Origin of the sequence: Brevundimonas viscosa (assembly GCF_900116065.1) — a bacterium.
GTDB lineage: Bacteria > Pseudomonadota > Alphaproteobacteria > Caulobacterales > Caulobacteraceae > Brevundimonas > Brevundimonas viscosa.
Genome location: NZ_FOZV01000007.1, coordinates 63,005 through 86,909, shown reverse-complemented (window position 1 = coordinate 86,909; position 23,905 = coordinate 63,005). Strand labels below are relative to the sequence as shown.

The 23,905-nt window shown below is 72.2% G+C and carries 29 protein-coding genes; 19 read left to right on the top strand and 10 right to left on the bottom strand.

All coding sequences use genetic code 11. The annotated features are described in order from the left end of the window. Nucleotides 1–34 precede the first annotated feature (34 nt). Nucleotides 35–1,387: a TldD/PmbA family protein gene (locus BM333_RS12870; RefSeq protein WP_092312371.1), complete on the top strand. Its 1,353-nt coding sequence runs from the start codon at nt 35–37 to the stop codon at nt 1,385–1,387. After that, complete coding sequence (locus tag BM333_RS12865) at nt 1,384–2,187, top strand: 3'(2'),5'-bisphosphate nucleotidase CysQ (RefSeq protein WP_092312368.1); 804 nt, start codon at nt 1,384–1,386, stop codon at nt 2,185–2,187. The genes BM333_RS12870 and BM333_RS12865 overlap by 4 nt, the downstream gene beginning before the upstream one ends. Here BM333_RS12865 and BM333_RS12860 read toward each other — a convergent pair. Beyond that, nucleotides 2,174–2,437, bottom strand: coding sequence for a hypothetical protein (locus BM333_RS12860; RefSeq protein ID WP_092312365.1), 264 nt, complete (start codon nt 2,435–2,437; stop codon nt 2,174–2,176). The two genes, BM333_RS12865 and BM333_RS12860, sit on opposite strands and share 14 nt — an antisense overlap. Before the next feature lie 103 nt (nt 2,438–2,540). On the opposite strand from BM333_RS12860, the gene BM333_RS12855 reads away from it, so the two are divergent. The 3 genes from BM333_RS12855 (at nt 2,541) to BM333_RS12845 (ending at nt 3,256) form a co-directional block, all read left to right on the top strand. Beyond that, a complete protein-coding gene (locus tag BM333_RS12855; protein ID WP_092312362.1) occupies nt 2,541–2,783 on the top strand; it encodes a DUF4170 domain-containing protein in 243 nt (80 codons plus the stop codon). 63 nt (nt 2,784–2,846) lie between these two features. Further along, nucleotides 2,847–3,035 carry a hypothetical protein gene (locus BM333_RS12850; protein WP_092312359.1) on the top strand — a complete coding sequence of 63 codons (189 nt, stop codon included), beginning with the start codon at nt 2,847–2,849 and terminating at the stop codon, nt 3,033–3,035. Continuing rightward, nucleotides 3,032–3,256, top strand: a complete 225-nt coding sequence (locus BM333_RS12845; RefSeq protein WP_092312356.1) for a hypothetical protein — start codon at nt 3,032–3,034, stop codon at nt 3,254–3,256. Before BM333_RS12850 ends, BM333_RS12845 begins: the two co-directional genes overlap by 4 nt. Here BM333_RS12845 and BM333_RS12840 read toward each other — a convergent pair whose 3' ends face one another. Continuing rightward, nucleotides 3,257–3,922, bottom strand: coding sequence for a protein tyrosine phosphatase family protein (locus tag BM333_RS12840; RefSeq protein ID WP_092312353.1), 666 nt, complete (start codon nt 3,920–3,922; stop codon nt 3,257–3,259). It lies immediately after the preceding gene. A gap of 113 nt (nt 3,923–4,035) precedes the next feature. On the opposite strand from BM333_RS12840, the gene BM333_RS12835 reads away from it, so the two are divergent. From BM333_RS12835 to lpxK, 5 genes are all read left to right on the top strand, one after another. Then, nucleotides 4,036–5,076 (top strand): hypothetical protein, encoded by a 1,041-nt coding sequence (locus BM333_RS12835; RefSeq protein WP_092312350.1) that lies wholly within the window; start codon nt 4,036–4,038, stop codon nt 5,074–5,076. Nucleotides 5,077–5,160: 84 nt separating this feature from the next. Continuing rightward, nucleotides 5,161–7,011, top strand: coding sequence for an ABC transporter ATP-binding protein (locus BM333_RS12830; RefSeq protein WP_092312347.1), 1,851 nt, complete (start codon nt 5,161–5,163; stop codon nt 7,009–7,011). Beyond that, the gene (locus BM333_RS12825) at nt 7,008–7,694 is read left to right on the top strand and encodes a lysophospholipid acyltransferase family protein (protein ID WP_092312344.1); all 687 of its coding nucleotides are present in this window, start codon (nt 7,008–7,010) and stop codon (nt 7,692–7,694) included. The genes BM333_RS12830 and BM333_RS12825 overlap by 4 nt, the downstream gene beginning before the upstream one ends. 1 nt (nt 7,695) lies before the next feature. After that, entirely contained in the window at nt 7,696–8,994 is a 1,299-nt protein-coding gene (locus tag BM333_RS12820) for a 3-deoxy-D-manno-octulosonic acid transferase (RefSeq protein WP_092312341.1), read from the top strand. Continuing rightward, nucleotides 8,991–10,025 (top strand): tetraacyldisaccharide 4'-kinase, encoded by a 1,035-nt coding sequence (gene lpxK / locus BM333_RS12815; protein ID WP_092312339.1) that lies wholly within the window; start codon nt 8,991–8,993, stop codon nt 10,023–10,025. Before BM333_RS12820 ends, lpxK begins: the two co-directional genes overlap by 4 nt. 85 nt (nt 10,026–10,110) lie before the next feature. Here the strand turns inward: lpxK and BM333_RS12810 are convergent, their stop codons facing one another. Continuing rightward, the gene (locus tag BM333_RS12810; RefSeq protein WP_425425133.1) at nt 10,111–11,427 is read right to left on the bottom strand and encodes a metal-dependent hydrolase family protein; all 1,317 of its coding nucleotides are present in this window, start codon (nt 11,425–11,427) and stop codon (nt 10,111–10,113) included. A gap of 123 nt (nt 11,428–11,550) precedes the next feature. Here BM333_RS12810 and BM333_RS12805 point away from each other — a divergent pair, with 123 nt between their 5' ends. Continuing rightward, nucleotides 11,551–12,249 carry a murein L,D-transpeptidase catalytic domain-containing protein gene (locus BM333_RS12805; protein ID WP_092312337.1) on the top strand — a complete coding sequence of 233 codons (699 nt, stop codon included), beginning with the start codon at nt 11,551–11,553 and terminating at the stop codon, nt 12,247–12,249. Here the strand turns inward: BM333_RS12805 and BM333_RS12800 are convergent. From BM333_RS12800 to BM333_RS12785, 5 genes are all read right to left on the bottom strand, one after another. Beyond that, on the bottom strand, nt 12,246–12,521 hold the full coding sequence (locus BM333_RS12800) for a type II toxin-antitoxin system RelE/ParE family toxin (RefSeq protein ID WP_092312334.1): 276 nt from the start codon (nt 12,519–12,521) through the stop codon (nt 12,246–12,248). The genes BM333_RS12805 and BM333_RS12800 overlap by 4 nt on opposite strands. Next, nucleotides 12,509–12,706: a CopG family transcriptional regulator gene (locus BM333_RS12795; protein ID WP_092312331.1), complete on the bottom strand. Its 198-nt coding sequence runs from the start codon at nt 12,704–12,706 to the stop codon at nt 12,509–12,511. Before BM333_RS12795 ends, BM333_RS12800 begins: the two co-directional genes overlap by 13 nt. 81 nt (nt 12,707–12,787) lie before the next feature. Continuing rightward, the gene (gene purD / locus BM333_RS12790) at nt 12,788–14,062 is read right to left on the bottom strand and encodes a phosphoribosylamine--glycine ligase (RefSeq protein ID WP_092312328.1); all 1,275 of its coding nucleotides are present in this window, start codon (nt 14,060–14,062) and stop codon (nt 12,788–12,790) included. Nucleotides 14,063–14,107: 45 nt separating this feature from the next. Then, complete coding sequence (locus BM333_RS16000) at nt 14,108–14,269, bottom strand: hypothetical protein (RefSeq protein WP_177221893.1); 162 nt, start codon at nt 14,267–14,269, stop codon at nt 14,108–14,110. A gap of 72 nt (nt 14,270–14,341) precedes the next feature. Continuing rightward, on the bottom strand, nt 14,342–14,638 hold the full coding sequence (locus BM333_RS12785; RefSeq protein WP_092312325.1) for a hypothetical protein: 297 nt from the start codon (nt 14,636–14,638) through the stop codon (nt 14,342–14,344). Between the two features lie 131 nt (nt 14,639–14,769). Here BM333_RS12785 and xseA point away from each other — a divergent pair, with 131 nt between their 5' ends. The 4 genes from xseA (at nt 14,770) to BM333_RS12765 (ending at nt 18,074) form a co-directional block, all read left to right on the top strand. Then, a complete protein-coding gene (xseA, locus tag BM333_RS12780; protein ID WP_092312322.1) occupies nt 14,770–16,374 on the top strand; it encodes an exodeoxyribonuclease VII large subunit in 1,605 nt (534 codons plus the stop codon). Between the two features lie 47 nt (nt 16,375–16,421). Then, nucleotides 16,422–16,622, top strand: coding sequence for a DUF2093 domain-containing protein (locus BM333_RS12775; protein ID WP_092312319.1), 201 nt, complete (start codon nt 16,422–16,424; stop codon nt 16,620–16,622). Then, nucleotides 16,619–17,446 carry a M23 family metallopeptidase gene (locus BM333_RS12770; RefSeq protein ID WP_092312316.1) on the top strand — a complete coding sequence of 276 codons (828 nt, stop codon included), beginning with the start codon at nt 16,619–16,621 and terminating at the stop codon, nt 17,444–17,446. The genes BM333_RS12775 and BM333_RS12770 overlap by 4 nt, the downstream gene beginning before the upstream one ends. A 124-nt stretch (nt 17,447–17,570) precedes the next feature. Next, the gene (locus tag BM333_RS12765) at nt 17,571–18,074 is read left to right on the top strand and encodes a response regulator (protein WP_092312313.1); all 504 of its coding nucleotides are present in this window, start codon (nt 17,571–17,573) and stop codon (nt 18,072–18,074) included. Between the two features lie 22 nt (nt 18,075–18,096). Here the strand turns inward: BM333_RS12765 and BM333_RS12760 are convergent, their stop codons facing one another. Both BM333_RS12760 and BM333_RS12755 read right to left on the bottom strand, forming a co-directional pair. After that, nucleotides 18,097–19,026 (bottom strand): lysophospholipid acyltransferase family protein, encoded by a 930-nt coding sequence (locus BM333_RS12760; protein WP_092312310.1) that lies wholly within the window; start codon nt 19,024–19,026, stop codon nt 18,097–18,099. Next, nucleotides 19,016–19,786: an SDR family NAD(P)-dependent oxidoreductase gene (locus BM333_RS12755; RefSeq protein WP_092312307.1), complete on the bottom strand. Its 771-nt coding sequence runs from the start codon at nt 19,784–19,786 to the stop codon at nt 19,016–19,018. The genes BM333_RS12760 and BM333_RS12755 overlap by 11 nt, the downstream gene beginning before the upstream one ends. A 108-nt stretch (nt 19,787–19,894) precedes the next feature. Here BM333_RS12755 and tipF point away from each other — a divergent pair, with 108 nt between their 5' ends. From tipF to BM333_RS12735, 4 genes are all read left to right on the top strand, one after another. Next, a complete protein-coding gene (tipF, locus tag BM333_RS12750; protein WP_092312304.1) occupies nt 19,895–21,163 on the top strand; it encodes a flagella assembly cyclic-di-GMP phosphodiesterase TipF in 1,269 nt (422 codons plus the stop codon). A 77-nt stretch (nt 21,164–21,240) separates the two neighbouring features. Continuing rightward, nucleotides 21,241–21,699, top strand: a complete 459-nt coding sequence (locus tag BM333_RS12745; protein WP_092312301.1) for a DUF411 domain-containing protein — start codon at nt 21,241–21,243, stop codon at nt 21,697–21,699. Between the two features lie 835 nt (nt 21,700–22,534). Continuing rightward, nucleotides 22,535–23,404, top strand: coding sequence for a TIGR01459 family HAD-type hydrolase (locus tag BM333_RS12740; protein ID WP_092312298.1), 870 nt, complete (start codon nt 22,535–22,537; stop codon nt 23,402–23,404). A 29-nt stretch (nt 23,405–23,433) separates the two neighbouring features. Then, a complete protein-coding gene (locus BM333_RS12735; RefSeq protein WP_092312296.1) occupies nt 23,434–23,895 on the top strand; it encodes a MaoC family dehydratase in 462 nt (153 codons plus the stop codon). The last annotated feature ends 10 nt before the right edge of the window (nt 23,896–23,905 follow it).

The following is a 23,905-nucleotide window of genomic DNA, read 5'->3' as shown; positions in this document are numbered from 1 at the left end:
TTGCGCCCGCGAGAGCGCCCGGCCATATCGGGGCATGACCTCCCCGTCTGACGCCGCCTCTCCCGACATCCTGCCCGATCTTGTCGCCGCCGCCCTCAGGGCGGGCGCCGACGCCGCCGAAGCCGTCGCCTCCGAGCGCGCCTCGCTCTCCGTCGGCGTCCGCAACGGCCGGCTCGAGGACGTCGAGCGCGAGGAAAGTCGCGACCTCGGCCTGCGGGTCTTCATCGGCCGCCGTCAGGCGACCGTCTCCGCCTCGGACCTTTCGGATGCCACACGAGCCCGGCTCGTCGAGCGAGCCGTGGCCATGGCGAGCCTCGCCCCGGAGGATCCCTACGCCGCCCTTGCGCCGCAGGACCGTCTTGCGCGGACGCCTTTCGCGGACCTCGACCTGTTCGACCCGACCGAACGCGGCGCCGCCGAACTCGAGGCCGCCGCCGCCGAAGCCGAAGCCGTCGCGCTGGCCGTCGAAGGCGTAGCCCGCTCCGAAGGCGGCCACGCCGCGACCTCCGCCAGCCGCTGGCGTCTGGTCACCTCGCACGGCTTCGACGGCGCATGGCAGGGTTCGGCCTTCTCGCTCGGCGTCGGCGTCATCGCCGAGAAGGACGGCGCCATGGAGCGTGGCGGCGAGCACCGCGCCGTGCGCCACCTCTCTGACCTTCCCACGCCGGAGACCATCGGCGCCGAGGCCGCTCGCCGCGCCGTCGCCCGCGTCGGCCCGCGCAAGATCGCCTCGACCACCGCCCCCGTCATCTTCGAGAACCGCGTCGCGGCGCAGGTTCTGTCGCCCCTGCTCGGCGCCATTTCCGGGCCGTCGATCGCGCGGGGAACCTCCTTCCTCAAGGACCGTCTGGGCCAGACGGTGCTGCCGCCCGGCGTCGACCTGATCGACGATCCCTTCCGCCCGCGCGGTCTCGGCTCCGCGCCCTTCGACGACGAGGGCGTCGAGGTGACGCGCCAGGCCATCGTCGAGGGCGGCGTCCTGACCACCTGGCTGCTCAACACCGCCTCGGCCGCGCAGCTGGGGTTGGCGTCCACGGGCCACGCCTCGCGCGGTCTCGCCGGCCCGCCCGGCGTGTCGACCCATAACCTGCACCTCGAGCCCGGCGACAGAGATCTCGCCGGCCTGATGGCCGACGCCGGAACCGGGCTGCTGATCACCTCCATGTTCGGGCCGTCGCTGAACGCCAACACCGGCGACTGGTCGGCCGGCGTCTCCGGCTTCTGGTTCGAGGGCGGCGCGCTCGCCCACCCGGTCAGCGAGATCACCGTCGCCGGCAATCTGAAGGACCTCTGGGCGCGCCTCGTCCCCGGCTCCGACCTTGAGTTCCGCGGCAGCTTCAACAGCCCGTCGCTGCTGTTCGACGCGGTCGCCATCGCCGGGAAATGAGCGGTCTCGCAGCCGATCTGGCCCTGATCCTCGACGCGGCGACCGAGGCGGGCCGGCTGGCCCTCGCCGAACGCGAGAAGGGGCTGAAGATCTGGTCCAAATCGGGCGGCTCGCCCGTCACCTCCGCCGACATGGCGGTCGATCGTCTGCTCCGCGACGCCTTGCTGACCGCCCGCCCCGACTACGGCTGGTTGTCGGAAGAGACGGCCGACGGCCCGGACCGCCTGGCCCGCCGCCGGGTCTTCGTGGTCGACCCCATCGACGGCACCGTCGCCTATATGAAGAACAAGCCGTGGTGGTGCATCCCCGTGGCCGTGGTCGAGGACGGCCGCCCCGTCGCCGCGGTCATCCATGCCCCGACGCTCGGCGAGACCTTCGCCGCGACCCTCGGCGGCGGCGCCACCCTGAACGATGCCCCGATCGGCGCCTCCGACACCACCGACCTCGACGACGCCTCGGTGCTCGCCGACGCCCGCCTTCTGGAAGGTCCCCACTGGCCCGAGCCGTGGCCCGCGATGCGGTTCGAGAAACGCAACGCCATCGCCTACCGCATCGCCCTGGTCGCCGCCGGCGCCTTCGACGCAGCCATCGCGCTCACGCCGAAGTGGGACTGGGACGTCTGCGCCGGGGCCCTGATCGTCGAGGAGGCGGGCGGCCGGGTCAGCGACCACCACGGCGGCGCCTGGCGCTTCAACCGCCCCGATCCGCGACAGAACAGCCTCGTCTGCGCCGCTCCGGCACTGCACCCCCAGATCGTCCGCCGCACGCTGTCGATCCCGCTCCCGGCTACAGCGGGCTAGGCGCAGGCTCCTCCGCGAGGTCCAGCCTGCGCTCGATCCGGTCGACATCCTGCCTCAGCCGGTCGAAGGCGGACTGCAGGCGGGCGTCGGCCTCGGCCAGATACCCCAGATCCCGACGGACGGCCGCGAGTCCGGATTCCACGGCGGACATCCGGTGCGTCAGATCGTCGACGCGCTGCGCCAGCGCGTCGACCTTCGCGTCGATGCGGCGCAGATAGACCAGAACCAGATTGTCGGGTTCATCCGCCATCTGCAGATGATGCCAGAAGCGTCGAGATCGGCCAAATCCTTGATCCCCCCGACCACAGCGCCTATTCCGCTCGCGCCGTGACCCCTCCCGACCCGGAACGCCCATGACCGCCGAAACCGAAACGCCCCAGCTGCTTCACCTCGTCATCGGCGGCGAGCTGCGCCACCTCGACGCACCGGTGTTCCGCGACCTGTCCAAGGTCGAGTTCGTCGGCGCCTTCCCGAACTACGAGGAGGCCCGCAAGGCGTGGAAGGCCCGGGCCCAGGCGACGGTCGACAACGCGCACATGCGATACTTCATCCTCCACGCCCACCGGCTGATCGACCCGCGCGGCGACGGCCAGTAGACGGAACCCCGGCGGCGTCTGGCGCGCTTTCCCCGCGACAGCCACGCTATGGAGGGCCCGCCCATGACCACCACCCTGATCGTCGTCGTTCTGCTGGTCCTCGGCGTGGGCATCGTGCTGTGGGCCGTGCGCCGCAAGCCCGCCGACCGGCCGGACCCGCTCCCGGGCGAAACCGACACCGCGTGGAATGATCCGGTCACCCGCGCCGACGCGGCCCCGCCGTCCCGCCCCGACGCCGAACCGCGCCCGTGACCCTGTTCGGACGCACGCTCGGCGCCGAGGAGATCGCCAGCCTCGTCTTCATGCTGGGCACGCTGGCCCTCTGGCTGTTCGTCCTGCGTGGCGAGCGCGACTGGCGGCGCTGGTTCACGCGCTGGGAGGCCGACCGCAAGGCGCGCCGCGAGGCCGAAATCGCCAACCGGAACCGCCCGGGAGATCCGCCGTCCGGCCCCGCCCGCGGCCCCTGGGGCTGATCACTCCCGGCGCAGGAACTTCTCGGTCAGCAGCGTGCCCCACCACTGCGCCTTGAACTCGGCCCGGATCGCCTTCGGATCGTAGGCCTCGCTGTCGATCCAGTCGATGAAGCTGAGCCCGGTCGGCTCCACCTCCCTGAGGTACTTCTCCAGCGTGTAGTCCAGCACGCCGGTCAGCCCCTCGCGGTGGTGCAGGTACTTCTTGTCCAGCTGCCGGATGGCCTCCGAGATCGGCTCCCCCAGGTGGAAGTGGCGGTACAGCACCGCCATCATCCCCGCCCGGTCCGCGCCCGACTTGCAGTGGATCAGCACCGGATACTCGATGGTCCGGAACAGCTCCCGCGCCCGGTGGATGCGATCCCGCTGCGGCGGGTCGCGGCTGTCCAGCGGCGCGTCGATCAGGGTCAGGCCCAGTCGCGCGCAGGCGTCCTTCTCCAGCGCATAGTAGGCCTCGTCCCGCGCCCCGCGCAGGTTGATGACCGTCCTGATGCCTTGCGACTTCCAGTACGCCAGCTGCCGGGGCGACGGCTGGTTGGTCCGCACCAGGTCCGGCCCCAGCCAGTGGGCGTTCATGAACCACCGTCGCAGGAAGGCGTGGTCCTTCCACACATAGTCCCAGCGGGCCCTGAAGCGGCCGGCGCGGGTGGAGAGGTCGTAGCGCGACATGGGGCGGAGATAGCCTGTCCCGGGCCCGGCGTCATCGGCCCCGCGGTCCCGGTCCGGCGCACGGTACGGCCCGCCCCTTGCCTGATCTCCTTGCAGTAGAAGGAGTCTGTCCCATGCCGATACACCCTCTGGTCGCAGCCACCGCGGCGGCGTTCCTCCTGGCGGCCGGGCCGACCTTCGCAGGCGAGCGGGGAGGACCGGGGGGTCCGCCGGGTTGCGGAGGCGGCTGCGGAGGCGGCGGCCATCATCGCCCGCCGCCGCCCCCGCCGCATTACGGCGGCCACGCCAACGTCAATGTGAACGTCAACGCCAACGCCAGCGCCTCGGCGCGGGCGTACGCCGCAGCCGACGCCCGCAGCCATCTGAACGCCCGCACCTGGTCGCGCGGGGCCGGCGCCGCGCGGGGCGGCGGGACCGTCTACGTCGGCGGCGGCGGCTACGCCGAGGGCGGAGGCTACGGCTATTCGGAAGCCTACTACGGCCCGATCGAACATCTCGGCCCCGGCCCGGTCAGCGCGCCGTTCGGCTACGCCGTGCATGGCTTCGGCCGCCAATACATCGGCTGGCGCGGCGCGCCCGCCTTCCGCCGCGGCTGCGACTGCGCCCCGCCGCCTCGCGACTACGGCTACGGCTACGAGCGCGAAGAAGCCGTCTATGAGCGGTCGGAGTCGTACTACGAGGAAGAACGCTACGAGCGGTCGGAGAGCTGGTACGACGAGCGCGACTACCATGCGGAGCGCCGACACATCGAGGTCGCCCCTCCGCCGGTCCGCGTCGCTCCGCCCGAGATCCACGTGCGGCCGCCCGAGGTCTATTTCGAGCCCCCGGTCGTCCACGCCGCGCCGCCTGTGTATGTCCAGGCGCCGCCGGTCTACGTGCAGTCGCCGCCGGTCCATGTCGCCGGTCCGGAGATCCACGTCGCCGCGCCTGAGGTGCACGTCGCTCCGCCGACGGTGGTGACCGCCCCGCCCGTCACCGTCGAGGCCCCGCCCGTCCATGTCGAGGCTCCCGCGGTGCACGTGGTCCCGGGCGAGGTGCATGTCGCGCCGCCGCCGCCGCCGGACTACTATGGCGACCTGCCGCCGCCGGACGCGGAGCCGCTGCCCTCGCCGCCGCGGCACAACTACCGGCAGGAGCCCGGCGAACGCGGCTGACGCCGGCCGGCGCGCAAGCCGTCGGGGAAAGTTCGGTGATCCACATCGCTTGACTTCCCTCCGCCTCCGTCCGACCTCGGACCGATGACGCCGCCGCCCGCGCCCGCCGCCGACGACACGCCGCCCCCGAGGGCGTCGCTGCGCCCCCTGCTGGCGCGCATCTGGCGCGACTACCTGTCCCGCCGGCGGGCCGCCCTGTTCCTCTCGGTCCTGTGCGCCGCGATCGTCGGCGTCATGGCCGCCACCGTGCTGCAGTTGCTCGAGCCGGCCATCGACGGCCTGTTCCTCGGCCGGCCGGTGACCATCTGGGGGGCCTTCACCATCCCGCCCGGACAGGCCCTGACCGCCATCCCCCTGGTCATCGTCGGCGCCGGCCTGGTCTGGACCGCCGCCGCGCTCGGCCAGGCCGCCCTGGTCAACCGCCTTGGCCACGGCATCGTCGGCGACATCCAGGTGCGGCTGTTCGGCTCCATGATCCGCGCCGACCTCGCCCGCCTGCGCAGCCAGCACTCGGGCGGCTTCGTCTCCAGCGTGCTCTTTGACGCTAACCTGGTGCGCGAGGCCTTCACCAACGGCGTGGTCAACTACACCCAGCACGCCCTGACCCTGATCGCCGTGCTCGCCTACATGGCGTGGACCGACTGGCGTCTGACCGCCATCGTCTTCCTCGGCGCCCCGGTCATCGCCTGGGTCATCCGCCGCTTCGGCAAGCGCATGCGCAAGGCCACCACCGGGGCCATGGTCGAGACCTCCAACCTTTCCACCGCCCTGATGGAGAACCTCGACGGCGTCCGTCTGATCAAGATCGAGAACCGCGAGGCGGCCGAGGAAGCGCGGGTGGCGGAGGTCGTGGCCCGCCGTCAGCGCCACGTCATCAAGTCCGCCGACTCCCGTGCTTTCGCCGGGCCCTTCTCCAACCTGGTGGCCATGGTCATCGTCGCCGCCGTCATGGCCTACGCCGGCTGGCAGGCGCGTCAGGGCGAAATGAGCGTCGGCGCCTTCGCCGCCTACATCGGCCTGCTGATGGCGGCCGGCCAGTCGCTGCGTCAGGTGACCAACCTGCAGACCGTCATGTCCGAGGGCCTGACCGCCGCCCGTCGCCTGTTCGAGGCTCTCGACATCCAGCCCGAGATCCGCGAGGCCCCCGACGCCCGGCCCCTGCCGCCCGGCCCCCTGACCGTCGCCTTCGAGCAGGTCGCCTTCGCCTACGCCCCCGCTTCGGAGAACGTGGCTCCGACCCTGTCCGAGGTCTCGCTCACCGTCGCCCCGGGCGAGACCGTCGCCCTCGTCGGCCCCTCGGGCGGCGGCAAGTCGACCCTCCTCAGCCTGCTCCCGCGCTTCTACGACGTCACCGCCGGCGCCGTGACCGTCAACGGCCAGGATATCCGCACGCTGAAGCTGCACGACCTGCGCGACCGCATCGCCCTGGTCACCCAGGAGCCCTTCCTGTTCGACGACACCATCGCCGCCAACATCGCCTATGGCCGCCCCGGCGCCTCGCAAGCCCAGATCGAGGCCGCCGCCGCCGCCGCCGCCGCCCACGACTTCATCCAGAGCCTGCCGGAAGGCTACGCCACCCGCGCCGGCGAGGCCGGCCTGCGCCTCTCCGGCGGCCAGCGCCAGCGCATCGCCATCGCCCGCGCCTTCCTGAAGGACGCCCCGATCCTGCTGCTCGACGAGGCGACCTCGGCGCTCGACACCGAGAGCGAGGCCCTGGTGCAGGCGGCGCTCGAACGACTGATGGCCGGCCGCGCGACCCTGATGATCGCCCACCGCTTGTCGACCGTCCGCAACGCCGACCGCATCTACGTCCTCGAGGCCGGCCGTGTGGTCGAACAGGGCTCCCACGCCCAGCTGGTCCGCAAGGGCGGCCTCTACGCCCGGCTGGCGAAGCAGCAGTCGCTGGATGGCGACCCGGTCGCCGCCGTCTCATGAGGCCGCTCCGCAATCCCGTGATCCAGGCCGTCCTCGCCTGGACCCTGGCCAGCTGGATGCGCTTCTGCTTCGCCACCATTCGCTGGACCCACGTCAACCAGCAGGTCCCGGAGGCCATCTGGAAGCGGGGCGGCGGCGTGCTGTGCGCCTTCTGGCACTCGCGCATCGCCCTCAGCCCCGCCTGCTGGCCGCTGGATCGCGCCACCCCGGCCAAGGCCCTGATCTCGCTCAGCCCCGACGGCCAGTTCATCGCCCGCGCGGTCGGCCGCCTCGGCTTTCCGGCCATCCGCGGCTCCTCGGCCAACAAGGACAAGCTGGATCGCGCCAAGGGCGGCTCCCAGGCCCTGCGCGACGGACTGAAGCAGCTCAAGGTCGGGGCGCTGGGCGTCACCCCCGACGGTCCGCGCGGCCCGGCCCGCACCATGGCCGAGGGCTTCCCCCTTATGGCGAAGCTCTCCGGCGCGCCGGTCCTGTTCATCGGCCTCAGTTGCAAGCCGGCCATCCGCCTGGACAGCTGGGACCGGGCGCTTCTGCCCCTGCCCTTCGGCAAGGGCGCCATCGTCTGGGACGAGACGCGCTATCCCGAAGGCGCGGGCGTCGCCGAGGTCGCCGCCGACTGGACCGCCCGCCTCACCGCCGTCGAGGCCGAGGCCGACCGGATCACCGGCCTGGAGCGGATCTGACGTGAGCCCCGCCCTCCTCCTCTACCGGCTGGCGACCCGCCTGCTCGAGCCGCTGGCGCCCCGTCTGCTCGACGCCCGCGCGCGCAAGGGCAAGGAAGACCCGGTCCGCGTCGACGAGCGCCTCGGCGTCGCCTCCGTCCCCCGCCCCGCCGGCGAGCTCGTCTGGCTGCACGGCGTCAGCGTCGGCGAGAGCCTGTCCCTGCTCCCCGTCGTCGAACGCCTGCGCAGGGTGCGGCCGGACCTGGCGATCCTCGTCACCTCCGGCACCGTCACCTCGGCGACCCTGCTGGCCCGGCGCCTGCCCGGGGGCGTCATCCACCAGTACGCCCCGGTCGACGGCCCGACCGCCGTCGCCGCCTTCCTCGACCACTGGCGTCCCGTCGCCGGGGTGCTGGTCGAGAGCGAGCTGTGGCCCAACCTGATCCTCGAGGCTCGGCGCCGCGACATCGCCCTGGTGCTGGCCAGCGCCCGCATCACCGAAAAGACCGTCGAGGGCTGGCGCCGCTTCCCCGGCGCGGCCCGGCGGCTCGTCGCCGCCTTCGACCGTATCCTGCCCCAGGACGACGCCTCCGCCGCCCGGCTGGAGAGCCTCGGCGCGCGCATCGACGGCCGGGTCAATCTCAAGCTCGCCGGCGACGCCCCGCCGCACGACCCCGCCGCCTTCACCCGCCTGTCCGCCGCCATCGGCGACCGGCCGGTGGTCGTCGCCGCCTCCACCCACGACGGCGAGGAGATCGCCATCGTCCGGGCGCTGGACCGGCTCGACGAGCGCCTGTGCCTGATCCTGATCCCGCGCCATCCGGAGCGCGGCGACGCCATCGCCGCCGCCCTGATCCGCGACGGCTACCGCTTCGCCCGCCGTTCCGAAGGCCGCCAGCCGGACGGGGAGACCGACCTCTACCTCGCCGACACCCTGGGCGAGATGGGCCTGTTCCTGCGCCTCGCCGACGTGGTGATCATGGGCGGCGCCTTCTCGGCCGCGCTGGAAAAGCCCCCGGTCGGCGGCCACAACCCGCTGGAGCCCGCCCGTCTCGGCAAGCCGGCGATCACCGGCCCGGACATGTCGAACTGGGCCGCCGTCACGGAAGCCCTGGTCGCCGCCGACGGCCTGAGGATCGTGGAAGCGCCGTGGGACCTCCCCGCCGCCCTCGCCCCCCTGCTGGCCGATCCGGCCGAGGCCAAACGGATGGGCGAACGCGGCCGCCGCGCCGCGGCCGAGGCCGGCTCCGGGCTGGACCGGTTGGTCGACAGCCTCCTGCCCCTCCTGCCGCCCGCCTCGCCCCGGGGAGGCCCCCGGTGAAGCTGAACACGCCCCGCTGGTGGTACACGCGTGATCGCCGCCACGGCGCCGTCGCCCGCCTGCTGCTGAAGCCAGCCAGCTGGATCTGGACCGCCGCCACCGCCCGCCGCCTCGCCCGCGCCACGCCGGTCGAGCCCGGAACTCCCGTGATCTCGATCGGCAACCTGACCGTCGGCGGCTCCGGCAAGACCCCCGTCGCCCGCGAGGCGCTGCGCCTGCTCCGCGCCGCCGGCGTCGAGGCCCACGCCCTGTCGCGCGGCTACGGCGGTTCGCTCCCGGGCCCGGTCCGCGTCGATCCCGCCGTCCACGCCGCCGCCGAGGTCGGCGACGAACCGCTGATGCTGGCGCTGGACAGCCCCGCCTGGATCGCCCGCGACCGCGTCGCCGGCGCCCGCGCCGCGGTCGCCGCCGGGGCCGGGGCCCTGGTCCTCGACGACGCCCACCAGAACCCGGGCCTGAAGAAGTCCCTCAGCCTCGTCGTCGTCGACGGCGAGACCCGCAACGACGAATGGCCCTTCGGCGACGGCTCGGTCTTCCCCTCCGGCCCCATGCGCGAGCCGCTGAAGGCCGGCCTTGCCCGCGCCGACGCCGTGGTCATCCTGCTGCCGGCCGACCTGACGGAGCCCGATCCGGAACTTGTGGAGGTGTTCGGCGGCCTTCCCGTCTTCGTCGCCCGCCTGGAGCCCGCCGCCCCGCCTCCGCCGGGCCCGCTGGTCGGCTTCGCCGGCATCGCCAAGCCATGGAAGGTCGAACGCTCGCTCAAGGCCGCCGGCGCGGATCTGAAGGACTTCGCCCCCTTTCCGGACCACGCCGCCTTCCGCGAGGAAGACTTGCGCTTCCTCGCCGCGCGCGCCGACCAGTTCGACGCCCGCCTCATCACCACCGAGAAGGACTGGTCCCGCCTGCCGCCGGCGTGGCGCGCGCGCGTGATCAGCTGGCCGGTCAAGGCGACGTTCGACGACGAGGCGGGGTTCTCCCGCTTCCTTCTCCCCTTGTTCGAGAAGGTGGCCGAGCGAAGCGAGGTCGGATGAGGGGTCGATGACTCTCGCCGACGGCCCGACCCCTCATCCGTCAGCCTTCAGCTGACACCTTCTCCCGCAAGGGGAGAAGGGAGGTTCACTCCTCCCGGTGCACCACCCCGTCCCGCATCACGAACCGCACCCGCTCCAGCTCCGTCACGTCTTCCAGCGGGTCGCCGCCGACGGCGATCAGGTCCGCCGGCATGCCCGGCGCGATCCGGCCCGCCTCGGCCGCGATGCCGAGGTGGTCCGCCGCGTTCACCGTCGCCGCCTGCACCGCCTCCAGCGGCGTCAGCCCGGCGCGCACCAGCAGGGCGAACTCGCCGGCGTTGTCGCCGTGGGCCGAAACGCCGCTGTCCGTGCCGAAGGCGATCCGCACCCCGCCCGCATGCGCGCGGCGCGCCATGTCGAGCATCTTCGGCCCGGCCTCGAGCGCCTTGGCCGTCTGGGCCGGGGTGAAGAAGTTGTCCGGTCCCGCCGCGATGCGGGCCACGAAGTCCCCGGCCATCAGCGTCGGCACCAGGTAGACGCCGTCGCGCCGCATCAGCCGGATCGACTCCCCGTCCAGATAGGTGCCGTGCTCGATCGAATCGCCGCCGGCGCGCAGGAAGCTGTTGATGCCGTCGGCGCCATGCGCGTGCGCCGTCACCTGCCGGCCCATGCGGTGGGCGACGTCGACGATGGCGGCCAGTTCGTCGTCCGAGAACTGCTGGCCCAGCCCTGCCGCCGTGTTCGACAGCACCCCGCCGGTGGCGGTGATCTTGATGATGTCGGCGCCCGAGCGCACCTGGGTGCGCACCGCCCGCATGCAGTCGTCCGGCCCCGAGCAGACGCTCTCGGACGACAGCAGGTGCATGATGTCCTCGCGATAGCCGTTGATGTCGCCGTGGCCACCGTGCACCGACACCGCGCTGCCCGAGGCGATCACCCGCGGCCCCGGCACGTCGCCGCGGCGGATGGCGTCGCGCAGGGCGAAGATCGACTCGTTGCTGGCGCCCAGATCAGCCACCGTCGTGAAGCCCGCCATCAGGGTCCGCCGGGCGTATCGGGCGCCGACGAAGGCCTGCTCGGCGTTCGACTGGGTCACCTCCTCCAGCCGGGCGTTCGGGTTCTGTTGCCCGGTCAGGTGCACGTGGCTGTCGATCAGCCCCGGCAGGACGAAAGCTGACCTCAGGTCAACGATTTCACCCTCGCCGACGAAGCCGTCGCGGATTTCCGCGACCTGGTTCCCCCTGATCACGAGAGTTTTATCGCGCTCGACCCGGCCGCTCGCAGGATCGGCCAGAAGCCGCCCCACTTGGACGTACGTCGTTCCGCGGTCGGGAGAATTCCCGCTGGAAACTGACGTCTGCGCAGTCGCGCTGGTGGCCACACATGCGGCGAAGGCGGCCAGAACGGCTGTGATCGACTTCACGAAATCCTCCCGAAGGTTCGTCCCACCCTGCCCCTGCGGCGTCTCGCCGCCAAGCCCCCGCTTGCCGGACCCCCGCCTTTTGAAACAAGTTGACGCATTCAGTGAACATGCGAGGGGCGTCGCATGCGGCTTGCCAGACGCGGATTCATCCTGGGCGGCGCTGCCGTCCTTTCAGGTTGCGCCACCGCCGGTTCGGCGGCGCAGCAGATCGCCGCCGCGGCGCCGATCGTGGTCGAACCCCAGGTTCCGCCGCGCGCGCCCGAGATCATCACCTCCCACCTCAACTCGACCCGACCGCTGGATCCGCGCGGCCAGGTCCGGCCCGAACTGATGCAGCGCGCCCTGGCCGCGCTCGACATCCACGCCGGCAAGATCACGCAGCGCGACCGCATATACTTGGTCGACTTCACCAAATTCTCCGGCGACGAGCGGCTTTACGAGGTCGACCTCGCGGGCGGCGAGGTCACCCTGATCCGCACCAGCCACGGCCGCGGCTCCGATCCGTCGCACAGCGGTTACGCCCGGCGCTTCTCGAACACGCCCGACAGTCACATGTCCTCGGTCGGCGCCTACGCCACCGCCGGCGCCAGCCACGGCGCCCAGCAGGGCCCCAACGTGCTGCTCGACGGGCTGGAGTACACCAACAACCTCGCCCGCGAGCGCGCCATCATCGTCCACGGCGCCGACTACGCCGACCCGGACTTCCTCGCCCGCGAGGGCAAGCTGGGCCGTTCCTACGGCTGCTTCTCGGTGGCCCACCACGACCTGCCCCGCCTGCGCGAACGCATGGGCGAAGGCCGCCTGCTCTTCGCCTGGGCCTAGGGCGCCGGCCGGCGGGCCGAGTGGCGGATGCTGGTGACCCGGATCTCCTCGGCCAGAACCGCATATCGAATGACATAGGGCCGGACCGTCGTCAGTTCGCGGACGCCCGGCCGAACCGGCCGGCCATGGTCGGGGAAGGCGGTCAGGCCGTTGGCCGCCCCCATCAGCGCGGCGGCCACCCGGGACGCAGCGGCCGGGTTGCTCTCGGCGATGTAGGACCGGATCGCCCGAAGGTCGCCAATCGCGTCGGTCGACCAGATCAGTCGCCGCATTTGGGCGGCGGCAGCTCATCGTCCGTGCCCCAGGACCGCAGCCAGCGCATCACCGCCTCGTGGCTGACGAAGCGCCCGGCGTCGATGTCCGCCATCGCCTTCCGATCGCGGGCGTCAAGCTCGACGGTCTCCTCGGCGATGAAAACCGCGGGCTCCTCGTCCATCTCGTTGCGTGGATCATCCATGGCGGCATCCTGCCACGCCACTCCGCCCGGCGCACGCAGACTCAACCTGAGCTGGATGATCTTCGGCTGCCTCGACCGGGCTTACCCCCGCTCCAGCGCCCGCCAGCCGATGTCGGTGCGATAGAACCCGCCCGGCCAGTCGATCTTCTTGACCGCCGCATAGGCCCGCTCGCGCGCCTCGGCGATGTCGGCGCCGCGGGCGCAGACGTTCAGCACCCGCCCGCCAGCGGCGACCAGCTGGCCATCGTCGCGCCGTTTCGTCCCCGCGTGGAACACCTGCACGTGCGGGCCGAAGTCCTGCTCGGCGCCGCGGATGATCGACCCCTCCAGCGGGCTGTCGGGATAGCCCTTGGCGGCCATGACCACGCAAATCACTGTGTCGCCGCTGAACGCCGGCGCCGGCGCGCGGCCCAGGTCGCCGCGCGCGCAGGCCAGCAGCAAGGGCACGATGTCGCCCTCCAGCCGCATCATCAGCACCTGGCACTCGGGGTCGCCGAAGCGGGCGTTGAACTCCACCACCTTCGGCCCCGCGTCGGTGGCCATAAGACCGGCGTACAGCACGCCGCGGTAGGGCATGCCCTCGGCCGCCATCGCCGCCACCGTCGGCTGGACGATGGTCCTGTCGGCGGCCTCGACCAGCTCCGGCGTGAACACCGGCGCCGGCGAATAGCTGCCCATGCCCCCGGTGTTGGGTCCCATGTCGCCGTCGAAGGCGCGCTTATGATCCTGGGCCCCGCCCAGCAGCACCGCCCGCTGACCGTCGCACAGGGCGAACAGCGAGCCCTCCTCGCCGGACATGAACTCCTCGATCACCACCCGCGCCCCGGCGGCCCCGAAGCGGCCGCCCAGCATGCGCTCGATCTCGGACTCGGCGTCTCGCTTGTCGGTGCTGATCGCCACGCCCTTGCCCGCCGCCAGCCCGTCGGCCTTGATCACATAGGGCGGCCTGAACACCGCCAGCGCCTCGCGCGCCTCATGCAGCCGCTCGTAGACGCCATAGCCCGCGGTCGGGATTTCGTGCCGCTCCATGAAGGCCTTGGAGAAGGCCTTGGAGGTCTCCAGCTGGGCCGCCTTCCGGGTCGGCCCGAAGCAGGGGATGCCGGCCGCGGCCAGCCGGTCGGCCAAGCCCTGCTCCAGCGCGCTCTCCGGCCCCACCACCACCAGGTCGGCCTTTATCTCGCGCGCCAGCGCCGTCAGCCCCTCGGCATCGGTCGCCTTCAGCGCGATCAGCTCGCCCAGCTTCTCCATGCCGGGGTTGCCCGGGGCGATGACGAGCCGCTTTACCAGCGGCGACTGGGCGATCTTCCACGCCAGGGCGTGCTCGCGCCCGCCCGATCCGACCAGCAGGATGTTCATGTGCGCGCAATGGCCGCGCGCGGCTTCCGGGTCAAGCGCCGCGGATCAGCTCGCCACCGACCAGATCACATAGGCGAGCGCCGCCAGCATCAGGACCAGCACCACCGCGGTCCACGGCGCCAGCCCCGTCTCGCCGCTACGCCGCCGCAGCCCGCGCTGCTCCGGGCTTTCGTCCACGGGATCGAAGCGGCGCGGATCGGCGGTCATGAGCGACCAACGGGGGTGAGCCTGGCCGGTTCCTGCGCGCCGGGCCGGGGATCGCGGCGCGGGACGCCGGAATCAGCCATTCGGCCCCGCCGGAGTCGGCGCGGCGCCGTTGTCCGGGAAACGGATACGCTGGTTGGCGCGCATGAACTCGCGCGTCTGCTGGTCCTGGAAGCTTCCCGAGCGGGGCACGTCGCGGCAGACCCGTTGCTGCATGTTCGAGCCCGTGGCCCGCTCCAGCCGGCAGACGCGTCGGGTCGGCGCCTCCGCCTCCGAGCGGCGGGCCTCGGCGGGCGCGGCGGGGGTAGCGATGACGGCGACCTGGCTCGAACTCTGGCCGGCGAGCACGAGGGCGAAAACGGCGACGAGCATGGGGGCCTCCTTGGAAAGGCGGGACTCCAGCAGAACACCGATCCGTCAGCGGAGCAAGCCCGGGCGCCGGTGGTCCGCTCCGGATCCTTCCGCCGGTTTCCCCGGCGGCGCGCGCCCGCTACCCTCCTCCGATGACCGACGACTCCTATGTCTTCGAGGGTCCGGCCGAGCCGGCCGCGCCGCGCGACAACAATCCGCCGCTGTCGATCTCGGAGCTGTCCTTCGCCCTCAAGCGCACGCTGGAGGACCGTTTCGGCCACGTCCGCCTGCGCGGCGAGATCTCCAAGGTCAACCGCCACGCCTCGGGGCACGTCTACCTGACCCTCAAGGACGACAAGGCCTGCATCGACGGCGTGGTGTGGAAGGGTCAGGCGCGCGGCCTCGGCGTCCAGCCCGAGACCGGGCTCGAGGTCATCGTCACCGGCAAGATCACCTCCTACCCGGCCCGCTCGTCCTACCAGATCGTCATCGAGACCATGGAGGCCGCCGGGGCCGGCGCCCTGCTGGCCCAGCTGGAGCGGCTGAAGGCCAGGCTGCACGGCGAGGGCCTGTTCGACCCCGCCCGCAAGCAGCCGATCCCTGCCTTTCCGGCCGTGGTGGGGGTGATCACCAGCCCGACCGGCGCCGTCATCCGCGACATCCTGCACCGCATCGCCGAGCGCTGGCCCTGCCGCGTCATCGTCTGGCCCGTGGTGGTCCAGGGGGACGCGGCCTGCGGCCAGGTCTCCAACGCCATCCGCGGCTTCGACGCGATGCGCCCGGACGGCCCGATCCCCCGCCCCGACGTGGTCATCGTCGCCCGCGGCGGCGGCTCGGTCGAGGACCTGTGGTGCTTCAACGACGAGGGTCTGGCCCGCACCGTCGCCGCCGCCCGCATCCCGATCGTCTCCGCCGTGGGTCACGAGACCGACACCACCCTGATCGACTTCGTCTCCGACCGTCGCGCCCCGACCCCCACCGGCGCCGCCGAGATCGTCACCCCCGTGCTGGCCGACCTGCGCGCCGCCGTCGCCGATCTCGATCGCCGCCTCGCCCGCGCCGGCGGCCGGCTGCTGGAGGACCGCCGCACCCGCCTGCGCGCCGCCGCCCGCGGCCTCCCGGCCCGGCCCGAGGATCTTCTCGCCCTGCCGTCCCAGCGCCTCGACCACGCCGGCAGCCGCCTCGCCTCCGGCCTGCACCGCAACCTCGCCGTCCACGAGCGGCAGCTGCTCGCCGCCGCCGGCCGCATCAGCCCCGCCCTGCTGGCCCAGCGCCTCGACCGCGCCGGCGACCGCCTCGGCCACGCTGGCCAGCGCCTCGGCGCCGGCCTGTCCGCCAACGTCGCGGCCCATGAGGCCCGGCTGGCGCACACCGCCCACCGCCTGACGCCGGCCCCGCTGCACCGCCGCCTCGACCAGCGCGCCGCGCGCCTCGACGCCCTGGCCGACCGTCTGGTCCCGACCCTGTCGCGCCGTCTCGACCGCGACGGGACCCGGCTCTCCGCCCTGTCCCGCGCCCTCGCCAGCCTCAACCCGAAGACGCCCAAGCCCGGCTTCGCCCGGGTCGAGACCGTCGACGGCGTGATGATCCCCGCCGCCGCCGCCCTCCAGCCCGGCCAGGACGTGCGTCTGGTCTTCGCCGACGGCGCGCGGAGGGCCCGCATCGCGGGCGGCGGCGCCCCGTCGGAAGCCGTCGCCCGTCCGCGCCCGGCGTCCCGGGCGAGGGCAGCGCCGCCGGGCCAGGGCGACCTGTTCTGAAGCCGAAAGCGGTGGCGGGACTCCCGGGTCCACGCTAGGTTGCAGCCATGGTCGACTCCGCTTCCGAACAGGCGCTGCTCCACTATGGCGACGGCGAGTTCGCCGTCATCCGTCCTGGCCGCACGGTGACCTGCGCCGTCTCCGGCCGGCCGGTGCCGCTGGAGACGCTGCGCTACTGGTCTACCCGCCTGCAGGAGGCCTACGCCGGGCCCGCCGAGGCCTTCCAGCGTCTGGGCCAGGTCCCGTGAGCCCGCGCCGGCGCGATCTGCTGGTCGGCTCCGCCGCCCTGCTCGCCGCCGGCCCCGCCAGCGCCCGCATTCCCGATCTTGAGCTGACAGGACGTTTCGTCCAGGGCGGCCACGCCATCGGGCGCACCTGGCCCAACGCCCTCGTCTTCGTCGACGGGGAGGCCCTCTCGGCCGCCTCGGACGCCGGCTGGTTCGTGGTCGGCTTCGATCGCGACGCCCCGGCCAGCGTCGAAATCGAGGTCCGCTCGGATCGCCGTAGCGCCCGCCGCACTCTCGCCATCGCCGGGGGAAGCTTCCGCACCACGCGCATCGACGGCCTGCCGCCGTCCACGGTCGAACCGACCGATCCCGCCCTGCTCGAGCGCATCCGGCGCGAGGTGGTGCTGAAGACCGAGGGCTTCGCCAGCCGGACGGCCGCCGACCATTTCCGCGACGGGTTCGACTGGCCGCTGGCCAGCTACCGGATCACCAGCCCCTGGGGCGCCCAGCGCGTCCTCAACGGCACGCCGGCCCGGCCCCATTACGGCATCGACCTCGCCGCCCCGCAGGGCACGCCGGTCCTAGCCCCCGCCGCCGGCCGCGTCGCCCTGGCCGAGCCCGACCTGCATTTCGAGGGCGGCCTCGTCCTCCTCGACCACGGCCAGGGCCTGATCACCGCCTATCTCCACCAGTCCCGCCTGGACGTCCGCGCCGGGCAGGAGGTGGTGCGCGGCCAGGCTCTCGGTCGCGTCGGCATGAGCGGCCGCGCCACCGGTCCGCACCTGTGCTGGCGCATGAAATGGCGCGACCGCAACCTCGACCCGTCGCTGCTGGTGAAAAGCTGAGTCCGTGTAATCGTTTACCTTCACTGTGATCGCTGATCAGTCATTTACCGGTAAGTCTTCGAGGCGCTAGATCACCCGAATCTTCGGGCCCCCGTTGCGGAGGCCGTCTGCGCGTCCCGCCTCCATGTCCTCGCTCTCCGCCCTTCACGTCCTTCTCGTCGACGACAACCAGCATATGCGGACCATCGCCTCCGCCGTGCTGAAGTCCGCCGGCGTCGGCACGGTGCGCGAGGCGGCCGACGGCGGCTCCGCGCTCGAGATCCTGCGCGAATACCCGATCGACCTGGCCATCGTCGATTTCAACATGTTCCCGCTGGACGGCGTCGAGTTCACCCGCCTGGTCCGCAACAGCGCCGACAGCCCCAACCCCTATCTGCCGATCATCATGATGACCGGCCATTCGGCCAGGTCCCGCGTCTATGAGGCCCGCGACGCGGGCGTCACCGAATTCGTGGTCAAGCCGATCACCGCCAAGGCCGTGCTCGACCGCATCCAGGCGGTGATCTTCCACACCCGCCCGTTCGTCCGCACCGAGAGCTATTTCGGCCCGGACCGGCGCCGCGTGCAGAAGCCCGACTACAAGGGCCCGCGCCGCCGCGCCTCGGACCAGGCGACGGTGGATTCCTGAGGGCCGCCAGCCGCCGGCGCGGTCAGCCGCCTTCAAGCGCCCGATACACCTTGTCCGGCCACCGCTTGTGGACCCAGAACCAGTCCACGGGGTGCTCGCGCACCCGGTCCTCGACGAAGCGGGTCACCGCCTGCACGCCCCAGGCGATGTCCGCCTGGCGGTCGCCGCTGCGGGGGATCTCGATCGGCTCGTGGGCGGTCACCCGGAAGCGCGCCCCCGGCAGCCGCACCACCGACATCGGCTGCAGCACCGTGCCATGGCGCAGCGCCAGCCGGCTCGGCCCGGGCGCGGCGTTGACCGGCTGTCCGAAGAAGCTCACCTCCGGCCCCTCGCTGAACTTCTGGTCGTTCATCAGCGCCACCGACTCGCCGCGCTGCAGGCCGGCCAGCAGCTCGCGCGCGCCCTCGCCGCCCTTGGGCGCGAACAGCTTGACCCCGTAGCGGGCTCGCGCCCGGCGGATCTGGGCGTCGACATAGGGGTTGTTGGCCGCGCGGTAGGTGATCTGGCACGGCACGCCGGCCGCCAGGATCACCGCCGCCATGGTTTCGAAATTGGCCAGGTGGCCCGAGACGAACACCACCGGCCGGCCGCTGTCGCGAATGGCGTGCAGCCGCTCCAGCCCGACCACCTCCACCCGCCCGCTCTCCACCGTAATCCGGTCCAGCAGCGGCGTCTCGGCGAAGGTCCGCCCGGTCTGCTCCCATGCCGCGACCGCCAGCGCCTCGCGCTCGACCTCGGGCATGTCGGGAAAGGCGATGCGCAGGTTGCGCGTCACCGTCCGGTGCGTCCCCGTCTTCGGCCCCAGGGTGCGCAGCAGCCAGCCGCCGAGGTTCGAGGCCCGCTCGACGCCCAGAAGGCGCAGCAGCGTCGTCAGTCCGGCGAAGGCGGCCGCCTCCAGCCGCCACCTCAGGTCCTGACCGAGGCCGACCTTGCGCTCGCCCTCACCAGGCAATGGTGATCCCGCCGTCGACCACCAGGGTCTGGCCGGTCATGTAGCTGGACGCCGGCGAGGCCAGGTAGACCGCGGCCCCGGCGATCTCGTCCGGCTGCCCGATCCGCTTCAGCGGCGCCGGGTCGGTGACCTGCTTCAGCAGTTCGGGGTTCTCCCACAGGTAGCGGGCGAAGTCGGTCTGCACCAGGCCGGGGGCGATGCAGTTGACCCGCACGTTGGACGGGCCCCATTCCACCGCCAGGTTGCGCGCCAGCTGCATGTCCGCCGCCTTGGAGACGTTGTAGGCCCCGATCAGGGCGTTGCCGCGCAGGCCGCCGATCGACGACACGATGATCACCGATCCGTCCTTCCGCTCCAGCATCTGCGGGGCGACCATCTGGATCAGCCAGTGGTTGGAGACCACGTTGTTCTGCAGGATCTTGCCGAACTGCTCGTCGCTGATCCCCGCCATCGGCCCGGCGTAGGGGTTGGTGGCCGCGTTGCAGACCAGGATGTCGATGCGTCCGAAGGCGGCGTTGGTCTCATCGACCAGTCGCTGCAGCTCGTCCTTCGCGGCGATGTTGGCCGGCACGGCGATGGCCCGTCCCTCGCCGTGCCTCGCATTGATCGCCTGCGCGACCTCGTCGCACGGACCCGCCTTGCGCGACGAGATCACCACCTTCGCCCCGTGCTCCGCCAGCCGCTCCGCGATGGCCTTGCCGATGCCCCGCGACGAGCCGGTGATCACCGCGACCTTGCCGGCCAGGTCGAACAATTCCATCGTTAACCTCGATAGTCGTGGGGAAAGCCGGCGAACGGCTAGGCGATTTGTCCTGATACCCCGATACTCGGGCGATTCCATCCGGGAAGGCGGATTCGGCCCTTGCCCATGCGCGCTGTCACCAACGGCTTTCTGTTCTTCGGCTACCTGTTCCTGTCGCTGACGGTGGGGACCTTCCTGTGGCGCGCCGGCCTCGGCGCGGGCCCGGGCGTGGCCGCCGGTCTGGCCGCCGCCGGCCTGCTCCTCGCCGTCCACGTGCTGGTCGTTGGCCGCGGCCAGCGCGCCGCCCTGCGCAAGGAGATCGACCAGGTCCGCGAGGCCCACCGCCTGCTCGCCGACGCCATGGAAAGCACCCAGGGCGCCCTCACCGAACTGGCCCAGGCCATCGAGACCGGCGCCCTGTCCTCGACCGAACAGCTCTCCGGCGAGGTCCGCATGCTGGAGTCCCTGATCCAGCAGATGAGCGAGTCGATCGACCACCGCCTCGCCCAGCCGGCCGCCGCCAACCCCTTCGAGGCCCGGCACCAGCACCAGTCCAACGCCCTGCTGCAGACCATCCACGAGGCCCTGGCCGAGAACCGCGTCGACCTCTACCTGCAGCCGGTCGTCTCCCTGCCCCAGCGCCGCACCATCTTCTACGAGAGCTTCACCCGCCTGCGCGCCGCCGACGACCGGGTGATGATGCCGGCCGAGTACCTATCGATCGCGGAAGGGGAAGGCCTGGTTCCCGCCATCGACAACCTGCTGCTGTTCCGCTGCGCCCAGATCGTCCGCCGCCTCGCGCGTCAGGACCGCAAGGTCGGGGTGTTCTGCAACGTCGCCCTGTCCTCGCTCGGCGACGAGACCTTCTTCCCGCAGTTCCTCGACTTCCTCAGCGAGAACCGCGACCTCAACCAGGCCCTGATCTTCGAGCTGGGCCAGGCCGTGTTCGACGCCCGCGGCGCCGTCGAGGCCCGCAACATGGCCAAGCTGGCCGACCTCGGCTTCCGCTTCTCGATCGACAAGGTCCAGACGCTCGACCTCGACTTCGCGGACCTGCAGCGCTCGGACGTCAAGTTCGTCAAGATCGCCGCCGACCTGCTCATCGAGCAGCTGCTCGACCCCGACGCCGCGCCCGCCCTGCCGTCCCTGCGCGACATCCAGGCCGCCGACTTCGCCGCGCTGACCCGCCGCTACGGCATCGAGGTCATCGCCGAGAAGTGCGAGACCGAGCGCCAGATCGTGGACATCCTCGAGCTCGACGTCTCCATGGGCCAGGGCCACCTGTTCGGCGAGCCGCGCGCCATCAAGGAGCAGGTGCTGGCCGAGACCGATCCGCCGGCCGAATTCCTGCGCTCCACCCTGCGCTCCGCCGAGCAGCGCCGCCGCTATCACTGACGGCTGCGACAGCGCGGGCCGCGCGCCGGGCCTCCCGATGCGCTAGTCTGTCGCCCTCGCCTGAACGTGGAGTCCCCATGGCCGTCCTCGCCTCCCGCCGCGCCGTCCTGCTCGGCGCCGCCCTGACCGCCTTCGCCGCCCCCGCCGTCGCGGCCCCGGAAAAGCGCCTGGTCGTGTACAAGACCCCGACCTGCGGCTGCTGCGGCGGCTGGGCGGCCCACATGCGCCGCGCCGGCTGGACGGTGGAGGAGGTGATCCGCGACGATCTCGCGCCGATCCGCGCTCGCCACGGCGTGCCGGACCGGCTGGCCTCGTGCCACACCGCCGTCGTCGGCCGCTACGCCGTCGAGGGTCATGTGCCTGCGTCGGACGTCGAGCGCCTGCTGCGCGAACGCCCGGCCGCCCGCGCCCTCACCGCCCCCGGCATGCCGGCCGGCTCCCCCGGCATGGAGGCCGCCGGCCGCGAGCCCTACCGCACCATCCTGCTGATGAACGACGGCACCACCCGCGTCTTCGGCCGCCACAACGGCGCCTAGGCCGCCGCCGCGGTCCTCCCCCGCAGGCGGGAGGGGGACCACGCGGAGCGTGGTGGAGGGAGGAGGCGCCGACGCCCCGCGCCCGCGCCTGCGGCCGCCATTGCTGGTTCATCACAAAGGACACCAAGGGGGCGCGAAGAGCACGAAGAAAGCGCGCCCCTCTCCGCCGCCCGCGGGCCGCAGGCCCGCAATCGGAATCGATGGCGCCGCCCTGCGGCCGCCGCAGAACACGCCGGCCCCTTCGTGTCCTTCGTGATGAACCCGCGGCGCCAGACCCCGCCCGGGCGCCGGGAGTTAATGTTTAAGTCCCCTATCTCGCCCGCATCGCCCGCTGTTTTCATTGAACAAACACCGGCAGGCAGCGTCATTTTCACGCCATGGGAACAACCGCCTGCAGACTTCCTCCCATCCCGTCGATGGGGAGGGCGTCGGATCCACGACCTCGACGACGGCGGGCTGTGGTCGAGCGATGAAGCCGGGGCGAAGGACAGTTCCGGGGTCCTCGTCGGCAGGGAGTGGATCCTGCCGCTTGCTCGCTGCGCGCCAATGGATTGCGGACAGCTGTCGGCGTCTCAAGAGCGCCGTCATGTCCGCCCCGCGTCGGGCCCGGCAACGGTCCCGGCGGAGATCCGGCTAGGCTCGAATATCAGGGCCGCCAACCGGAGAGCGCGCGACCCAACGACCGCGCGGGGCGTCAGTCTCGTCGAAACGGTAACCAACTCACAGACCGGGCGAGGCCCGGCGCCCCGCGCCCTTCCCATCCTCACCACTTCCCTTCGGAAGCGGCGACGCCCCATGCCTTCACCCCTCGTCCCGAACCCGCTATGCCCCCCGAATGACCCTCCCCCACCCGCTGCCCGGGCTCGGCGCGATCGCCGGCGACTACGACATCCTGCTCTGCGACGTCTGGGGCGTGATCCACAACGGGCGCGAGAGCTGGCCCGCCGCCTGCGAGGCCCTGGCGCGCTTCAATCGCGACCACGGCCATGTGGTGCTGATCTCCAACTCGCCGCGCCCCTCCTCCGACGTGGTCGCCCAGCTCGACCGGCTGGCGGTGCCGCGTGAGAGCTGGCGGGCCTTCGTCACCTCCGGCGACGCCACCCGCGCCGAACTGGCCCGCCGCGCCCCCGGCCCGGCCTGGGTGATCGGCCCCGAGCGCGACTGGCCGCTGTATGAGGGGCTCGGCCTCGCCGACGCCCACGGGGCGGAGGACGCCGCCTTCATCTCGGTCACCGGCCCGGTCGACGACGAGACCGAGACCCCAGAGGACTACCGCGAACGCCTCGCCGCCGGCGTCGCCCGGGATCTCGAGCTGATCTGCGCCAACCCCGACCGGGTGGTCCAGCGCGGCGACAGGCTGATCTACTGCGGCGGGGCCCTGGCCGACCTCTACGCCGAGCTGGGCGGCCGGGTGGTCATGGCCGGCAAGCCGTTCGGCCCGATCTATGATCTCGCCCTGCACGAGGCCGCCCGGCTGCTCGGCCGTCCGGTCGACCGCTCGCGCGTGCTCTGTATCGGCGATGGCGTGGTCACCGACGTGCGCGGCGCCAACGCCCAGGGACTGGACTGCCTGTTCGTCGCCCAGGGAATCCACGGCGACGCCGCCCGCGGCCCCGACGGGGCGCTCGATGCGGCCCGCGCCGGCGACCTGCTGAAGGCCGAGACCACCTACGCCCGCTACGCCACGCTCGATCTGGCGTGGTGAGGCGCGGCAAATCACGATAAGGCCCGTCCATGGTCGAACTGGTCCAGCAACATCCCTCGGGCGGCTACATCCTCGAGGAGCTCCGCCCCGGCATGGCCGCCGAGAAGATCATCCAGGCGACCGAGGAGCGCATCCGCCGCTTCGCCGAGGCCTCGGACGACTTCAACCCGGTGCACCTCGACGAGGCTTTCGCCGCGAAGACCGCCTACCGCGGCCGCATCGCCCACGGCCTGCTCTCGGCCTCCTTCGGCTCGGCCGTGGTCGGCACAATCCTGCCCGGCGCCGGCTCGATCTACGTATCTCAGACGCTGAAATTCCACCTGCCCGTGCGCGTCGACGACACCGTCGTCATCCGCATCACCGTGGTCGAGGTCGAGCAGGAACAGGCCCGGGTGCGGCTCAACTGCGAGGGCTTCGTCGACGGAAAGCTGATCATGGACGGCATCGCCGTGGTCCGCGTGCCGCGCCGCCGCAAGCCCTCCGCCCGCTGAGGCGGCGACC

Coding starts and splice junctions, on each gene's coding strand:
- BM333_RS12870 (WP_092312371.1), top strand. CDS start 35: ATGACCTCCCCGTCTGACGCCGCCTCTCCCGACATCCTGCCCGATCTT.
- BM333_RS12865 (WP_092312368.1), top strand. CDS start 1,384: ATGAGCGGTCTCGCAGCCGATCTGGCCCTGATCCTCGACGCGGCGACC.
- BM333_RS12860 (WP_092312365.1), bottom strand. CDS start 2,437: ATGGCGGATGAACCCGACAATCTGGTTCTGGTCTATCTGCGCCGCATC.
- BM333_RS12855 (WP_092312362.1), top strand. CDS start 2,541: ATGACCGCCGAAACCGAAACGCCCCAGCTGCTTCACCTCGTCATCGGC.
- BM333_RS12850 (WP_092312359.1), top strand. CDS start 2,847: ATGACCACCACCCTGATCGTCGTCGTTCTGCTGGTCCTCGGCGTGGGC.
- BM333_RS12840 (WP_092312353.1), bottom strand. CDS start 3,922: ATGTCGCGCTACGACCTCTCCACCCGCGCCGGCCGCTTCAGGGCCCGC.
- BM333_RS12835 (WP_092312350.1), top strand. CDS start 4,036: ATGCCGATACACCCTCTGGTCGCAGCCACCGCGGCGGCGTTCCTCCTG.
- BM333_RS12830 (WP_092312347.1), top strand. CDS start 5,161: ATGACGCCGCCGCCCGCGCCCGCCGCCGACGACACGCCGCCCCCGAGG.
- BM333_RS12825 (WP_092312344.1), top strand. CDS start 7,008: ATGAGGCCGCTCCGCAATCCCGTGATCCAGGCCGTCCTCGCCTGGACC.
- BM333_RS12805 (WP_092312337.1), top strand. CDS start 11,551: ATGCGGCTTGCCAGACGCGGATTCATCCTGGGCGGCGCTGCCGTCCTT.
- BM333_RS12800 (WP_092312334.1), bottom strand. CDS start 12,521: ATGCGGCGACTGATCTGGTCGACCGACGCGATTGGCGACCTTCGGGCG.
- BM333_RS12795 (WP_092312331.1), bottom strand. CDS start 12,706: ATGGATGATCCACGCAACGAGATGGACGAGGAGCCCGCGGTTTTCATC.
- purD (WP_092312328.1), bottom strand. CDS start 14,062: ATGAACATCCTGCTGGTCGGATCGGGCGGGCGCGAGCACGCCCTGGCG.
- BM333_RS16000 (WP_177221893.1), bottom strand. CDS start 14,269: ATGACCGCCGATCCGCGCCGCTTCGATCCCGTGGACGAAAGCCCGGAG.
- BM333_RS12785 (WP_092312325.1), bottom strand. CDS start 14,638: ATGCTCGTCGCCGTTTTCGCCCTCGTGCTCGCCGGCCAGAGTTCGAGC.
- xseA (WP_092312322.1), top strand. CDS start 14,770: ATGACCGACGACTCCTATGTCTTCGAGGGTCCGGCCGAGCCGGCCGCG.
- BM333_RS12775 (WP_092312319.1), top strand. CDS start 16,422: ATGGTCGACTCCGCTTCCGAACAGGCGCTGCTCCACTATGGCGACGGC.
- BM333_RS12765 (WP_092312313.1), top strand. CDS start 17,571: ATGTCCTCGCTCTCCGCCCTTCACGTCCTTCTCGTCGACGACAACCAG.
- BM333_RS12755 (WP_092312307.1), bottom strand. CDS start 19,786: ATGGAATTGTTCGACCTGGCCGGCAAGGTCGCGGTGATCACCGGCTCG.
- tipF (WP_092312304.1), top strand. CDS start 19,895: ATGCGCGCTGTCACCAACGGCTTTCTGTTCTTCGGCTACCTGTTCCTG.
- BM333_RS12745 (WP_092312301.1), top strand. CDS start 21,241: ATGGCCGTCCTCGCCTCCCGCCGCGCCGTCCTGCTCGGCGCCGCCCTG.
- BM333_RS12740 (WP_092312298.1), top strand. CDS start 22,535: ATGACCCTCCCCCACCCGCTGCCCGGGCTCGGCGCGATCGCCGGCGAC.
- BM333_RS12735 (WP_092312296.1), top strand. CDS start 23,434: ATGGTCGAACTGGTCCAGCAACATCCCTCGGGCGGCTACATCCTCGAG.